This window comes from Pseudomonas sp. zfem004, assembly GCF_032621715.1.
Lineage (GTDB): Bacteria > Pseudomonadota > Gammaproteobacteria > Pseudomonadales > Pseudomonadaceae > Aquipseudomonas > Aquipseudomonas sichuanensis.
This window is the reverse complement of sequence record NZ_JAVYJF010000017.1, coordinates 44,436-57,807: the sequence shown is the minus strand read 5'-3', so window position 1 is coordinate 57,807 and position 13,372 is coordinate 44,436. Positions and strand designations below refer to the sequence as shown.

Genomic DNA, 13,372 nt, shown 5'->3' with positions numbered 1-13,372 from the left:
GGGGCAAGCCCGCTCCCACGGTGGGCAAGTCGACAGCCTGTGCAGTGGCTCCAGAGGATATAATGGCCGCCTTCTTTCCCTAGGTATCCCCATGACCCTCGCCACCACCCTCGCAGCCTGCGACATGCTGCTGATCGACAGCCTGCACGCCTTCGACTTCACCTTCGACGAAACCGGCCTTGTGATCGAGTGCATGGACGGCCGCCAGCTGCGCCGCTGGACCTTCACCCCCGAGCAAGTCGCCGCCGCCACCGGCGCGGGCGACGACTGGCAGCTGGTCTCTGCCGAGGGCGAGCATCGTCTAGTCTGTATGAGTGCTTTCCGAGCCCCGGATGAAGAAGACGATGAATCGGACCTGGACGAGCCTGCTGACCGCTAGTCTCATGACCCTTGCAATCAATGCCCACGCCGCCACCTTGCTGGTGGGCAGCTACACCGATGGCGCCAGCCAGGGCATCTACCGTTACGGTTTTGATGAGCGCAACGGCCACATCGATGCCAAGCCCCAGCAGGTGGTCAAGGCTGTCAGCCCATCATGGCTGGTGCTGTCCGCCGACCAGCGCCTGCTGTTCGCGGTCAACGAGACTGCGCAAGGTCATGCCAGCAGCTTTTCGCTGAGCGCCAAGGGCGAAATCAAGCCGCTGAACCAGGTGCCCAGCCAGGGCGACGAGCCGACCCACGCCAGCCTCAGCCATGACCAGCGCTACCTGTTCGTTGCCAACTACGCCGTCGCCCCCGACCCCGGCGGCAGCCTGGTGGTGATCCCGGTGGCCAAGGACGGCAAGCTCAAAGCGGTGGTGCAGCAGGCGCGGCATTCGCCGAGCAAGGTCAACCCCGAGCGCCAGGCCGGTGCCCATGTGCATTCGCTGGTGCTGTCGCCCGATGGTCGCCACCTGTACGCCTGCGACCTGGGCGCGGACAAGGTGTTCATCTATCGCTATGACGGCGCCAGTCCGGAGCACCCCTTGACCCCGGCAATCCCGGCCTCGGTCGAGCTGCCGCCGGGTAGCGGACCACGTCATCTGCTGTTCGACGCCAAGGGCAAGCACGCCTACCTGACCCTGGAAATGAGCGCCGAGGTGGTGGTCTTCGATGTGCAGGATGGCGCGCTCAGCGAGCGCCAACGCTTGCCGCTGACCGACCTCAAGGACCCCGCCGCCAAGGCCGCCGGCGGGCTGCATCTGTCGGCGGATGACCGTTTCCTCTATGTCAGCAACCGTGGCACGGCCAACGAGATCGTGGTGTATGCGGTGGGCAAGGACGACGGTCAGTTGACCCTGCTGCAGCGCCGTTCGGTGGAGGGCGATCATCCCCGGGAGTTCACCCTCGATCCCAGTGGCGACTTCCTGCTGGTGGCCAACCAGAAGAGCAACCAGATCGTGGTGATGCAACGTGATCCGCGCAAGGGCACCCTGGGCCAGACCGTGCAGAAGTTCGACCAGCCGGCGCCGTCGGACCTCAAGTTCCTCGAGTGATGCGCCTTGCTTGTGGGGGCAACTGTCTTGCTCGCCATTCAAACAGCTGCGCGATTCCTGTGGGAGCGGGTTTACCCGCGAACACGGGCATAGCCCGTGCCAGGCACCAAGGTGTCATCTTCGCGGGTAAATCGCAGCGGCGCACCGCCGCGCCCACAGGCAGAGTGCAGGGCGAGGCAATTATCGATTGCCGTGATATTCGCTACTGCCCCAATGAATTTCAGCCAGCGGCTGCATCGGCGTAAGTTTTGACCCAAGGCCCCGACGGGCCAACGTCAAACCACCGAAGTCGAGGTCAGCCCACATGAACTTCAATCTCTTCTCGCTCATCGCCGCTTCCGCCATCTCCGCCTCGGTCGTGCTCCCAGCGCACGCCCAAGCCGAGCACAGTAGCAAGCCGTCTACTACCCACAGCTACACCGACAAATACCTGCAACAGAGCGCGCACTTCCACGCTGCCCTGAGCAAGCACTCCAATTGAGTGTGTAAAGCCATTGGTAATAGCACAACGCCATGTGATTTAATTTGACGCTAAATTTTTGACTCTCCAAGGGGCAGAGCATGATGTGGCGTATCACGGCGGTAGTGCTGTTGTTGATGTCGGCGCCGATCCTGGCGCTTTGAGATGCCTCACCTGGCCATGATGGCCTTGAACAGGTCCGATTCCAGCCAGCCCTGCAACCAGCTCCGCACCCGCGGATAAGCCGCCTCGGCGAACCACTGCGGTTCGACCCCGGCAAACTGGCGCATCAAGGGCAGCAAGGCGGCATCGGCCAGGCTCGGGTGATCGGCCAGCAGGTATGGCCTGCCTTCGAGCAGGCTTTCCAGTTCCACGAGCCATGCTTCGGCCTGTTGCCGGTAATGTTCCTGGGAATGCTCGGGGTAGCGCTCGGCATATTTGTACAGGTTCACCTGGGCCTTGAACGTGCTGTCGTTGCGGGCGATCAGTGCATCGGCCCGTTGCGCTGCTGCCGGGTCGGCCAGCAGGCGCCAGTCCTCTGGGTCATGCCGGGCAAGGGCCCAGCGCATGATATCCAGGCTCTCTTCCAGCACCCCATCCCCGGTATCGAGCACCGGCACCGTGCCTTTGGGCGACAGGGCCAGCAGCTCGGGCGGTTTGTTTTTCATCGCCACTTCGACGATCGCCACCGGGCACTGCGCATAGCGCAGGGCCAGGCGCGCGCGCATGGCCCAAGGGCAGCGGCGGAACGAGTAGAGAATCACCCGCTCACCTCGACATCGCTCAGGCCGTTCCCCTGGCGGCGCACCTGGATCTGCACCGGGATGCGCTCGTGCATTTCCTGTACGTGGGAGATCACCGCCACCTTGCGGCCCTGGGCCTGCAGGCCGTCGAGGGCATCCATGGCCAGTTGCAGCGATTCAGGGTCGAGGCTGCCGAAGCCTTCGTCGATGAACAGCGATTCGATGCGCAAGGTGCTGGACGCCATCGAGGCCAGGCCCAGGGCCAGTGCCAGCGAGACCAGGAAGGTTTCGCCGCCCGACAGCGAATGCACCGAACGCAGTTCGTCACCCATCTCGGTGTCCAGCACCAGCAGGCCCAGGGCACTGCCGCCGCGCTTGAGGCGATAGCGCCGGGCCAGCTGGCGTAGCTGGCTGTTGGCGTGGTGCAGCAACAGGTCGAGGTTGTAGCCCTGGGCGATCTTGCGGAACACATCGCCCGAGGCGGAGCCGATCAAGGCGTTCAGGCGTGCCCAGCGTTGCCACTGCTGATAGGCCTGGTCGATCTGTTCGGCCAAGGCCTGGTGTGCCTGCTGGCGGCGTTGATCGTCGGCCTGTTGGGCGCGCAGCTCAGCGCATTGCTGCTCCTGGGCGACCAACTGCTGCTGCAGCTCGGCGAGGCTCTGCTCCAGTGCTTCGGCCGGCAGTTCGCCATGGGCTTGGGCAGCGTGTTGCTGCAGGCGCTGCTCGCGTTCCTGCAACAGTACCCGGCCTTGCTCGATGGCCTTTTCCGCCGCCTGCAGGTGTTGGCGCAGCTCACCGAGCTGGGCGTCGTCGATGGCCAGCAGGCGGTCGAGGCCGGCGTCGTCCAGTTCGGGGTGGCTGCTGCGCCATTGGTCGATTGCGCCCTGCAACTGCTGGTGCTCGTTTTCCAGGGCCTGCTGGCGCTGGTTGTTGGCGTTGAGTTCAGCGGCCAGTTGCACGCCCTGGGTACGCAATGCCTGCAATTGCTGGGCAGTGTCGGCGTCGGCGGCGCGCGCCTGTTCCAGCTGCGCGTCCATATGCTGCTGCCAGGCTTCGGCGCTGGGCTGCTCACCGAGCAGCTCGCCGAGGGTGGCCTGGGCCTGCTGGCGCTGCTCGTCCAGTGCGGCGATTTTCTGCAGCAGTTGCTGCTGATTGTGCTGCCGGGCCTGATGCTGGTCGCGAAGCTTGTCCAGCTGTTGCTGGCGCGCCTGTTGTTCTTCCTGTTCGTCCTTGCGCTGGTCGAGTTGCTGGCGGCGCAGGGCAATCTGCTGGTCGAGGCCAAGGAAGGCCTGGGCCGGGTCGTCGCGCAGGGCCTGGAGAATGTCCTGGGGCAGCACGCTGGCCAGGTCGTTCAGGCCCTGCTCCAGCTGCTGCTGGTCGGCGGCCAGGGCCTGGTGTTGCTGGTCGAGGTGGCGCTGGGCCTGTTGCTGGGCCTCGCTGGCCGCCTGCAACTGCTGGTTGAGGCGAGCGGCGTCCTTTTGCAAGGCGAGCAGGGCGGCCTGGCGTTTCTCGTCGCGGTCGATCTCCTCGCCCAGGCGGCGCAACTGGCCGTCGAGCCAGGCGCTGCGAGCCTTGTCGTCCTGGGGCGCGAGCGCCGGCCACAGTGCATGAGCCTGAACCTGCTCGAGTAGCGGCTGCAGCTGTTCGCCCAGCTTGAGCTGTTGCTGCTGATAATCCTTCAGCTGGGCGTTGACCACGCCCAACTCGGTACGCAGCTCCACCAGCCTGGCATTGAGCTGTTCGACTTGTTTCTGCGCTGCTTCCTCTTCGGCCTGGTCGTGGCGGCCCAGGCTGTGCAACAAGGCCTCTGGCTGGTGGAACGGGTGCTCGGCGCTGCCGCATACCGGGCACGGCTCGCCATCGCGCAGCTGCGCGCGCAGTTCTTCGACGCTGGTGTTGCGCGCCAGGCGCTGGCGTTCGAGCAACTGGCGGGTCAGCGTCAATGCCTGTTCGGCGCTTTCCAGCTCGGCCTTGGCTGCGGTGCCCGCGCCGATCAGTTGCTGGCGCTGCTGCATGGCCTGTTGCTGGCGATCACGCAGGGCGTCGATCGCCTGGCGCAGTTCCAGCTCACGGCCATACAGGCGGGCAAGCTCCTCGACGGCGCGCTGCTGCTTGCGGTTGTCCTGGAGCATGCCGCCGAGCAGGTCGATCTGCTCGGCCAGCGCATGGGGTTCGGCCCCGGCTTCGTGGAACAGCATCTCGAAGCTGTCGCGCTGGGCTTGCAGTTGGGCATTGGCCTGGCTCACCTGGGCCTGCAGGCTGGGCAACTCCTCGCGGCCTTTGGCCAGCCGGCCGCCGATCAGCATCACTTGCTTCAATTGCGGCAGATAGGCCTGCCAGGCGTTGGCCAGGCTACCCAGGTGTTCACTGTCGGCCAGCGCCGCATCGATCTGCGCCAGTTGCTGCTGGCTGCGCAGCTGGTTTTCGGCCAACTGCTGCAGGTGTTGCTCGGCGTCGCTGACTTCCTGCGCGGCCTGCTGACAGCCTGAGCGTTGTTCGCCCAGCTCTTTGTCGAGGCGGGCCAGGTCGCCCTGAGCGGCGAATGCCTGGCGCAGTCGCGGGGCGTTATCGCTGTGTTGGGCTTGATGCAGGGCCAGGGCCTGGCGCGCCGACTCCAGTGCCTGCTCCAGTTCACTGGTGCGGGTGTGCAGTTCGCCTTGCTGGCGCTGCTGTTCGGCAATCGCCACGGCCAGCGGCGCCAATTGCCCGGCCAGATCCTGCTGGCGATGGAACTGGTGACGCTGCGGTGCAAGGCGTTCCAGGCGCTGCAGGTCGAGGCGCTGTTCGGCCAGTTGTTGCCAGCTGTGCTCGGCGGCGTGCAACGCTGTTTGGGCTTCGCCGTGCTGGGCTTGCAGCTGGCGTTGTTCGTCGAACCAGATGCGCTGCTGTTCCAGTTGGCGCTGGCGGGCCTGGTCGGCCTTGAACTGCTGCTGGGCCTGTTCCAGTTGCTGGTCGAGCAGGGCGCGGGCGTCGCTTGCCATCGGCAGCAGGTGCTCGGCCTGTTTCTTCAGGTCGTTGTGGCGTTCGCCGGTTTCCCGTGCCTTGCTGAAGGCGCGCTGGCCAAGGCGGGTGTAGATCGCGGTGTTGGTGAGCTTTTCCAGCAGTTCGCTGCGCTCTTTGTCGTCGGCCTTGAGGAAGGCGCCGAATTCACTTTGGGCCAGCATCACCGCGCGGGTGAACTGTTCGAAGTTCAGCCCCAGGCGCGCTTCGATCAGTTGCTTGTATTCGTTCTTGCCACTGCCAAGCAGCTGTTCGCTGTCCAGGTCGTACAGGCTCTGGCGGCTGTTCTGCAGCTTGCCGTTGGCTTTCTCGCGGGCGCGGTTGGCTTCCCAGCGCGCGCGGTAGCGGCCGCCGTCGATGCCGACGAAATCGACCTCGGCAAAACCGCTGCCGGTGCCGCGGCGCAACAGGTTGCGCGGGTCCGAGGTGGGGATGTCGCCGTCGGCGTCGGGCACCTTGGCTTCCCGGGCAATGTCGTTCAGCCGTGGCACAGTGCCGAACAAGGCCAGGCACAGGGCATCGAGCAGGGTGCTCTTGCCGGCGCCGGTAGGCCCGGTGATGGCGAACAGGCCGGCGCTGGCCAGGGGCTCGGCGGTGAAATCGATGTCGATCGGCCCGGCCAGCGAGGCGAGGTTCTTCAGGCGGATGGCAAGAATCTTCATGGCTGCTCCTCTTCGTGCAGGACGTCCTGCAGCAGCTCGGCAAAATCGGCCAGGGCCTGCTCGTCGGCGGGGTTGCCGTAGGCCTGTTGCCAGGCGCGGCCGAACAGGTCCTGCGGGGTCATCTGCGCCAGTTCAACGAAGGCGAGTTCGTCATCTTCCTGGCGGCCGGCGCCTGCGTACTCGGCGCTGATGCGCACCAGGCGCACCGCCTTGCCCTGCAGGGCTCCCTCGATCTGCTGGCGCAGGTCGGGCTGCGGTTCGTCCAGCACTACCCGCACTTCGAGCCATGGTTGGCGGTTGGGGTCTTCGAGCAGGTCGATCACTGGCAGTTCGCCGAGCTGCACCAGCAGCTCGCCCAGCGGGGCCGGGCCGACCCGCTGCAAGGCCACCGCGCGCGGGACTAGGCGCGGCTCGACGCTGACCAGTTCGCTGCCGTCGAGCTCCACTTCCAGCACCTGGTGCGGGTAGTTGATCTCGGCGAACGACAGCGGGATCGGCGCGCCGCTGTAGCGGATGCGGTTCTCGCGGTTGACCTTCTGCGGCTTGTGCAGGTGGCCAAGGGCAACGTAGCCGATGGCCTTGTCGAACAGCCGCGCCGGCAGGGCTTCGGCATTGCCGATGATCAGGCTGCGTTCGGAGTCTTCCGAGATGCTGCCGCCGGCCATGTGCGCATGGCTGATGGCGACCAGCGCCTGGTCCTTCTTGCGCTTTTTCTGCGCTGCCGCGATCAGTTGCTCGTGCACCTGGGTGATGCCTTGCAGGTAGTCGTCCCCCAGTGCCGGGCCTGTGACTTCGGCCGGGCGCAGGAAGGGCAGGGCCAGGCACCAGGCTGCCACCTTGCCGCGGCCGTTGGTCAGCGGGATCAGCAGGCGTTCGGCGTCCAGCTGGCCTTCGTCCAGCCAGTGCACCCGGCCCAGGGCATGGGTGCGCAGGCGGCGCATCAGCGGCGCCGGCAGCTCGATGCGCGAGCCGGAGTCGTGGTTGCCGGCGATCATCACGATATCCAGCTTGGGCTGTTGCTCATGGGCCTGGACGATGAAGTCGTAGAGGCGTTCCTGGGCTTTGACCGGCGGATTGACGGTGTCGAAGATATCGCCGGCGATCAGCAGCGCATCGGGCTGGCGCAGGTGCAGTTGGCCGAGCAGCCAGTCGAGGAAGCAGGCGTGTTCGAAGTCGCGTTCCTGGCCATGCAGGCTCTGGCCAAGGTGCCAGTCGGAGGTGTGAAACAGACGCATGGAAGATCCGTTGGATGGGCGGCTGGGGGCATTGGGGTGAGGGCGGTATGGTAACCCATTGCGGGGTAAGCTCGCTTTCGCTGTGCCGCCTCGATTGCGAATGGGGCGAAAGGTGGGCCAAAGCTTCTGACAGATATGAATACGTTCTTGCGGAGTTTTTTTGTTAAGGACAAGGCATGTTCGAGTGAGTGTTCTGCTGTTGCTGTAGGACGTTTCTTGATCTGCTTCTGACGCCGTCGGAGGCGTCCTCAAGCTGCTAGCGTTCGGCGCTTTCTGCGTACAAAGGAAAGGCCGCATGACCCGCAACCCTATCAAGGGCATCGCCGCAGGTGACCGCCCATGACCTATCGCATCGTGATTCTCGGCAAGGGGCAGGGCCTGGTGGGCGACCGCACCACCACCGGTGCCACCTGCATCGGAGACCGCGCAGCGGGTAACGTGAATGGCCGCGCCTGGCTGCTCGAAGGCGACCAGACCACCGCCTGCCCGAAGTGCGGACAGGTGGGCACCCTCATCGACGGCGAACAGCGCTTCCTCCAGGATGGCGTACCCACCGTCGTCGACGGCGCCCGCGTGCGCTGTGGCTGCCCGCTGGGCAGCAACCGCCTGATCGCATCCTCCCAGGCCGCCCCGGCCAAGGCGCCTGTCACTTCACCGGTGGCTGCTGAACGCGCCACAYYCACCCCACAAGYCGCCATGGCGACCCCTKCAGGGCTGCAACCCGGTTTCTAYATCGTGCCGCGCAGCATGACCGGCGAGCAGGTGCTGCAACAGCTGGCCGCGCWGCCGGGCAACCTGCCGCTGTCGCTGGTGCGTCGSCTCAACCCCACYTTYGACCAGGGCTTCAAGGCGGGCGAGCTATTCGTGCTTGGCGCCYCCGAGCACAGCTACGCCTGCACTCGCGAAGAAGCCGAAYTGATGGCWGCGGCCCGCAGTGCCCGGGCGTCGCTGGCGCAGCTCAGCACCGAAGAAGCCGACTTCATGATGCGACACATGGCCGAGATCGCCGGTGTGCTCAACGGCGCGAGCCAGTCGATGGGGGTGGGCAAGGACATGCTGTCGCGAGTGCTGGGGCAGGTGGAAGACACGCTCAAAGGCATCGAGCGTTTGCACCAGCGCGAGTTCGTTGCGCACCGGCACCTGAACAGCCCGCAGTTCTTCGCCGAGCGCAAGGCGCTGTATGGCCAGCTGAACGCACAGTTGCGCAGCGCGTTTCTCGGCAAGTACCTGAACCTGGGGCAGCACGAGGACCTGCGTCGGGGGCTGGGGATCTCGACCAAGAGCCTGGTGCATCACTGGTCGAAGGCCGGCGCGCCGGGGGCGATCCCTGGGTATGCGACGCACCTGGATGAAGTGGCGAAGATGACCAAGTACCTGAAGTACGGCGGGCATGTGGCGGTGGGGGTGGGGGCGACTTCGTCGTACATGAAGATCTACGAGGCGTGCCGGGCGGGGGAGACCGAAGAGTGCAAACGGATTCGGTTCACTGAGACAGGCAGTTTCACCGGTGGTTTATTGGGTGGATCTTTAGGAGCAACCTTGGGAGGCTATGCAATCAAGGCGGTCTGTCGTTTCACTCCCCATGGCAGAGCTATTTGTGGTGTCGCCGTTGTTGGTGCTGGATCCTTAGCTGGTAGTTCAGGGGGGGGCGCTGGAGGCGAGGCGTTGGGAGAGTTCATTCATGGAGTCATCTATGACTGATCCCGCCAATTGGCCTGTTGCTGCAAAGTTGATTCTATTGTTGGTGCCCACGCTAATTATCATAGTCGGAATGTTCGCGACGTGGCTGGTTGCAGGTACGCAGCATTTTTCTGCTCTGTGCGAGGCATTCAAGAATAGTCGTGGTTTGGAAGATGATCGGAAACTATGGGGTACATTGACACTCCGCTCGCGTGTGGTGATTGTCGCGGGCGTAAGTGTTGGTGTGGTCTGGCCAAAATTTGGTATTCGTCATGGCTGGTTGAGTGAATACGATTATCGGACTGTTCCGATTTTTTTAAAGCGTTGTCTGCAACTATCATTTTGGGCCAACACCCTAGGGGCATGTTTGCTGACGGTAAGTTACTGCCTGATAAAGTGTTGAGGCCGGGGACACGCTGGACATGTCGGCAGGATTTTCTATAATCACGTAGCACGTCGAATTCTGCTGTCTGCATCCATACCGGAGGCTGACACTGGATAATATGTCGGACATGCCTTGTCCTAGGAGCGGTGGTTCGCCGCTGCGGCGCTTATGGTAGGTCTCAGCAAGTGATGGGCTATTTTTTAGCACTTCCTGAAAACGCCCAGCAGTGGAAGAGAACCATGAATATTGATGAAAAGAAAATCAAGCCTTGGAAATTCATGTAGGTTTCCTCAAAGTCTATGAAAATCAAAAAGCTTTTGTGCTCGATCAAGTGTAAATAAAGTCCTGCGGTTGCTGTGTTGTAGATGTAGCTTGTGATAGCGGCGGCTAGTGAGTGAGGGTTTTGAACAGCGAAGCGCCTCAAGATGACTGAGGCGCATATGTCTGATGCGACAAAAAGAGTAAGCGCAAAAATCATTTGCGAGAATACTCTTTGATCCATTGGTACAGCGTTGCCGCGCTGACAGCTCCTTCTAATAATAAGGTGGGTTTCCCCATCATTCGGAAACCTCGCATTTTGTCAATGTTGTGGTATTCAAATAAGCGCCAGGCTCCAGGTTTTAGCTCTTTTCGAAAAAACACCCCGTATCCAGAGAGCCCCAGATCGACAGTGTAATAAAGTAGGTTTCCATCTCGTTCGCTATAGCCAAACTTCTTGGCTGCCTGTTGATATCCTCTGCGAACGGGGCCCACAACATCGCTTCGCTGTGCGCCAATTTGGTTTCCGTTTTCATATAGATTGTTAGCGCCATGGGCGAGCAGCGGGGCTCCAAAGAATGTACATAACATTCGGCGTTTCACGCAGGCGCCAGCACCTGTAGCGACTTGACTTATTCCTCCCACAAGGCCAGCGATTGGCAGGGCAAGCTTTTGAGCTTGATTAAGCAAGCTTGCTTGTTCTGCTTTCAGGGCCTTCAAGCCCTCTTCTGGAGTCAGTCGCTGTGTGGCTACATCGTCCATGATGCGTTTGGAAAAGTATGCGATCTCCCGGTTGAACTGCATCCGTTCCATGCCATGGCTCAAATGCCGTGCGCTGACCGTGCAGGCGAACGCAGTCAGGCGCGTAGCGGCTTGGTTGACGTCCCAATAGTCGGGCCCCAGCGGATAGTTATCTTGACGAGCGCTCATGTGAGGTCTCGCCAGGCGACATGGGCCGAGGTGCTGCCGGTGTGGTGGATCCAGCTGATATCGCGGTAACGGATTGCCAGGTGTTCCTGAGCCTCCTGGTCGCTTTGCAGCATGCTGTGGGGCATGTCCACGCGCTGCTCCACCAGCACCGCGCCACCGAGCTTGAGGGTGAAGTAGCGTTCCAGAAGCCCGGCGGGGTTGTTGCGGTAGAAGTTGAGGTTGCATTCAAGGTGTTCGCCGCTGTCCAGAGCCTGGGCCAGTAGCGGAGTCGCCTTGTCGACGAATTTGGTGATCAGCACCGGTTGGTGCAGGGCACGCTGGCTGTCGTCACCGATCAGCTGATGGGCGACCGACAGCACCAGCACCTCGTCGGTGTGCCCAGCCTGGCAACGATTGCCTATCGAGGCCTCGGTGGAGCAGCCTGCGGAAATCAGGCCCTGACGGTCGCCGTTGATGGACAAGTAGCTGAGATAAGCCATGGGTTCACTTCTCTGGGTTGAAAAGAGTAAGACCCTAAGGCAATGGCAGCGGCGAGGATGCAGGATGGCTCCGATGGCCGGCTCAGAAACAGCGGCATCCTGTGCGGCTCTGGTCCTACAAGATGGCCTGGCAGATAAACATCAGAGCCTACTGAGGTGACTGATGCTGCTACTGCCTTGAGACATGCACCAAGGCGGGCAGCGGTACCCTCACAGGAATAACTGGTCTATGTCCGCTGCCCGCTTGTTTTCCCGGATGCCAGACCCTGACACTGTCGCTAGACTGTCATCTCCCCACCACCGGACAGGAGTCCCGGCGTGCCCGACCCCCGCAGTTTCCCCAGCGACCTGAGCCTGCAAAGCCCACGCCTGCAGCTGCGCCCCATGCGCCATGGCGATGCCCAGCAATGGCTGACCATCATGGCCGACCCCGAAGTGATGCGTTACTGGTACCACGCCCCGTGGCAAACCCTGGCCGAGGCCGAAAGCGCCCTGGCCGCCGACCGTGAAGCCTATGCCGCCGGCCAGTTGCTCAAACTGGGCATGTACCGCCGCGACAACGACGAACTGATCGGCATGGTCCAGCTGTTCAACCTCGAAGAGGGCTCGCGCCGGGGCGAGATCGGCTACTGCCTGGCCAAGTCCGTCCAGGGCCGCGGCTACATGGACGAAGCCCTGACCTGCTTCATCGACTACCTGGCCCACACCCTGCACCTGCGCCGCCTGGAGGCGGAAATCGACCCGCGCAACCTGGGCTCGGCACGTACCCTGGAGCGCCAGGGCTTCGTGCTCGAAGGCACGCTGCGCGCGCGCTGGTGCGTGGCCGGCGAGCTGTCTGACTCGGGGCTTTACGGGTTGCTGCTCGAGCCGCCTGTCGCCTGACCTTCGGCAGCGCCTTTGAATGATGGATGGAGCCTGCGGTTGCCTGCTTTCTATGTGAGTTTCACGCTCGTGCTGTTCCTGCTGAGCCTGTGTTTCGACGGCCTGCTGATGGGTGTCGATGGGCATATGCCGGCCTTGCAGATCCTGATCATGGGCCCCTGGGGCATTGCCTTCGGGCTCTACCAGTGGTTTGCCAACCCGCTGCTGGGGCTGGCGATACTCGCCCGTCGGCGTTTTCGCCGGGTGGCGCTGGGCGCAGGAGTGATCGCCCTGGGCCTTGCGCTCAGTTGCCTGGGCATCGAGCGGCTGCCGGACAACCGTAGCTACGACTTCCTGCCACTGACCGGCTTTGGCGCCGGGTACTATCTCTGGGCCCTGGCGATTCTGCTGTTCTGCCTGGGGCAGGGCTGGTGGTGCCGCAAGGCGCGCTCGGCGCAGGGCATGCCGGCCTGGCGTTGGTTCGATGGGCTACTGATCGCGGTGCTGGTGGCGATGATCGTTGTGGCGACCAACATGCCGAGCCTGGGCGTACGGATCAGCCCATCGGCCGCGGCGATGGAACCTGCACCGGGTTTGGAATGACAGCGGGGGCTGGGTTAAGGTCGCACTTCCTACCGCTGCTACCAGGTGCCTTTCTTGCCCGCCTTATACCTGACCACAAGCCTGGCCCTGTACCTGCTGAGCCTGGCGTTCGACGGTGCCTTGACCGGTGCCGGGCGGCATTTGCCGGCGTTGCAGATGCTGCTGTATGGGCCGTGGGGCATCCCCTTCGGGCTGTACCAGTGGTTTGCCAACCCCTTGTTGGCTTTGGCGGTACTTGCCCATCGCCGGTTCCGGCGGCTGGCGCTGGGCTGCGGCCTGCTGGCGCTGTACCTGGCGGCCAGCAGCATTTCGGTCGAGCGCCTGCCGGATAACCAGAGCTATGCCTTCCACGACCTCAGCGGTTTTGGCGCTGGGTTCTACCTGTGGTTGTTGGCCATCCTGGTATTTACCCTGGGGCAGGCGTGGTGGTGCTGGAAGGCGAAATCTGCAGCGGATGTGCCGGGCTGGCGCTGGCTGGATGTGGCGTTGATGGCGGCGCTTGGGGCAACGTTCTGCTACGCCACGCAGATGCCTGAGCTGCAATTCGAACCGCACAAGGTGATCATGCCGCCGGAGCAACCGCAGGCCTTTTGAAGCCATC

Annotated in this window: 13 protein-coding genes; 8 read left to right on the top strand and 5 right to left on the bottom strand. The window is 63.1% G+C overall.

What is annotated here, in order from left to right; all coding sequences use genetic code 11:
- The first annotated feature begins 91 nt into the window (after window positions 1-91).
- The 3 genes from RTH46_RS18590 to RTH46_RS18580 all read left to right on the top strand — a co-directional run bounded on the left by RTH46_RS18590 (window position 92) and on the right by RTH46_RS18580 (window position 1,956).
- Window positions 92-379, top strand: a complete 288-nt coding sequence (locus RTH46_RS18590) for a DUF5629 family protein (RefSeq protein WP_316906320.1) — start codon at window positions 92-94, stop codon at window positions 377-379.
- Window positions 345-1,475 (top strand): lactonase family protein, encoded by a 1,131-nt coding sequence (locus RTH46_RS18585; protein WP_316906319.1) that lies wholly within the window; start codon window positions 345-347, stop codon window positions 1,473-1,475. The genes RTH46_RS18590 and RTH46_RS18585 overlap by 35 nt, the downstream gene beginning before the upstream one ends.
- A 304-nt stretch (window positions 1,476-1,779) precedes the next feature.
- Window positions 1,780-1,956: a hypothetical protein gene (locus tag RTH46_RS18580; RefSeq protein WP_167409860.1), complete on the top strand. Its 177-nt coding sequence runs from the start codon at window positions 1,780-1,782 to the stop codon at window positions 1,954-1,956.
- A gap of 149 nt (window positions 1,957-2,105) precedes the next feature.
- Here RTH46_RS18580 and RTH46_RS18575 read toward each other — a convergent pair whose 3' ends face one another.
- Genes RTH46_RS18575 through RTH46_RS18565 form a run of 3 tightly spaced genes read right to left on the bottom strand, consistent with a single transcriptional unit; the run spans window position 2,106 to window position 7,575 of the window.
- A complete protein-coding gene (locus RTH46_RS18575) occupies window positions 2,106-2,699 on the bottom strand; it encodes a glutathione S-transferase (protein WP_279847179.1) in 594 nt (197 codons plus the stop codon).
- A complete protein-coding gene (locus RTH46_RS18570; protein ID WP_316906318.1) occupies window positions 2,696-6,340 on the bottom strand; it encodes an AAA family ATPase in 3,645 nt (1,214 codons plus the stop codon). The genes RTH46_RS18575 and RTH46_RS18570 overlap by 4 nt, the downstream gene beginning before the upstream one ends.
- A complete protein-coding gene (locus RTH46_RS18565) occupies window positions 6,337-7,575 on the bottom strand; it encodes an exonuclease SbcCD subunit D C-terminal domain-containing protein (RefSeq protein ID WP_316906317.1) in 1,239 nt (412 codons plus the stop codon). Before RTH46_RS18565 ends, RTH46_RS18570 begins: the two co-directional genes overlap by 4 nt.
- Before the next feature lie 339 nt (window positions 7,576-7,914).
- Here RTH46_RS18565 and RTH46_RS18560 point away from each other — a divergent pair, with 339 nt between their 5' ends.
- Together RTH46_RS18560 and RTH46_RS18555 are read left to right on the top strand one after the other, a co-directional pair.
- Window positions 7,915-9,276, top strand: a complete 1,362-nt coding sequence (locus RTH46_RS18560) for a PAAR domain-containing protein (RefSeq protein WP_316906316.1) — start codon at window positions 7,915-7,917, stop codon at window positions 9,274-9,276.
- The gene (locus RTH46_RS18555) at window positions 9,269-9,658 is read left to right on the top strand and encodes a hypothetical protein (protein ID WP_316906315.1); all 390 of its coding nucleotides are present in this window, start codon (window positions 9,269-9,271) and stop codon (window positions 9,656-9,658) included. Before RTH46_RS18560 ends, RTH46_RS18555 begins: the two co-directional genes overlap by 8 nt.
- Window positions 9,659-10,114: 456 nt before the next feature.
- Here the strand turns inward: RTH46_RS18555 and RTH46_RS18550 are convergent, their stop codons facing one another.
- Together RTH46_RS18550 and RTH46_RS18545 are read right to left on the bottom strand one after the other, a co-directional pair.
- Entirely contained in the window at window positions 10,115-10,828 is a 714-nt protein-coding gene (locus RTH46_RS18550) for a DUF4225 domain-containing protein (RefSeq protein ID WP_316906314.1), read from the bottom strand.
- A complete protein-coding gene (locus tag RTH46_RS18545) occupies window positions 10,825-11,307 on the bottom strand; it encodes an Hcp family type VI secretion system effector (RefSeq protein ID WP_316906313.1) in 483 nt (160 codons plus the stop codon). The genes RTH46_RS18550 and RTH46_RS18545 overlap by 4 nt, the downstream gene beginning before the upstream one ends.
- 318 nt (window positions 11,308-11,625) lie before the next feature.
- Between RTH46_RS18545 and RTH46_RS18540 the strand changes: the two genes are divergently transcribed.
- The 3 genes from RTH46_RS18540 to RTH46_RS18530 are packed head-to-tail and all read left to right on the top strand — an operon-like array spanning window position 11,626 to window position 13,365.
- Window positions 11,626-12,189, top strand: coding sequence for a GNAT family N-acetyltransferase (locus tag RTH46_RS18540; RefSeq protein WP_110994889.1), 564 nt, complete (start codon window positions 11,626-11,628; stop codon window positions 12,187-12,189).
- A gap of 39 nt (window positions 12,190-12,228) precedes the next feature.
- Window positions 12,229-12,771 carry a hypothetical protein gene (locus RTH46_RS18535; RefSeq protein WP_316906312.1) on the top strand — a complete coding sequence of 181 codons (543 nt, stop codon included), beginning with the start codon at window positions 12,229-12,231 and terminating at the stop codon, window positions 12,769-12,771.
- Between the two features lie 54 nt (window positions 12,772-12,825).
- Window positions 12,826-13,365, top strand: coding sequence for a hypothetical protein (locus RTH46_RS18530; RefSeq protein WP_316906311.1), 540 nt, complete (start codon window positions 12,826-12,828; stop codon window positions 13,363-13,365).
- Window positions 13,366-13,372: the final 7 nt, after the last annotated feature.

Bases quoted from the DNA above. Each gene is read 5' to 3' on its own strand.
- RTH46_RS18590 (WP_316906320.1), top strand. From the start codon at position 92: ATGACCCTCGCCACCACCCTCGCAGCCTGCGACATGCTGCTGATCGAC.
- RTH46_RS18585 (WP_316906319.1), top strand. From the start codon at position 345: ATGAATCGGACCTGGACGAGCCTGCTGACCGCTAGTCTCATGACCCTT.
- RTH46_RS18580 (WP_167409860.1), top strand. From the start codon at position 1,780: ATGAACTTCAATCTCTTCTCGCTCATCGCCGCTTCCGCCATCTCCGCC.
- RTH46_RS18570 (WP_316906318.1), bottom strand. From the start codon at position 6,340: ATGAAGATTCTTGCCATCCGCCTGAAGAACCTCGCCTCGCTGGCCGGG.
- RTH46_RS18565 (WP_316906317.1), bottom strand. From the start codon at position 7,575: ATGCGTCTGTTTCACACCTCCGACTGGCACCTTGGCCAGAGCCTGCAT.
- RTH46_RS18555 (WP_316906315.1), top strand. From the start codon at position 9,269: ATGACTGATCCCGCCAATTGGCCTGTTGCTGCAAAGTTGATTCTATTG.
- RTH46_RS18550 (WP_316906314.1), bottom strand. From the start codon at position 10,828: ATGAGCGCTCGTCAAGATAACTATCCGCTGGGGCCCGACTATTGGGAC.
- RTH46_RS18545 (WP_316906313.1), bottom strand. From the start codon at position 11,307: ATGGCTTATCTCAGCTACTTGTCCATCAACGGCGACCGTCAGGGCCTG.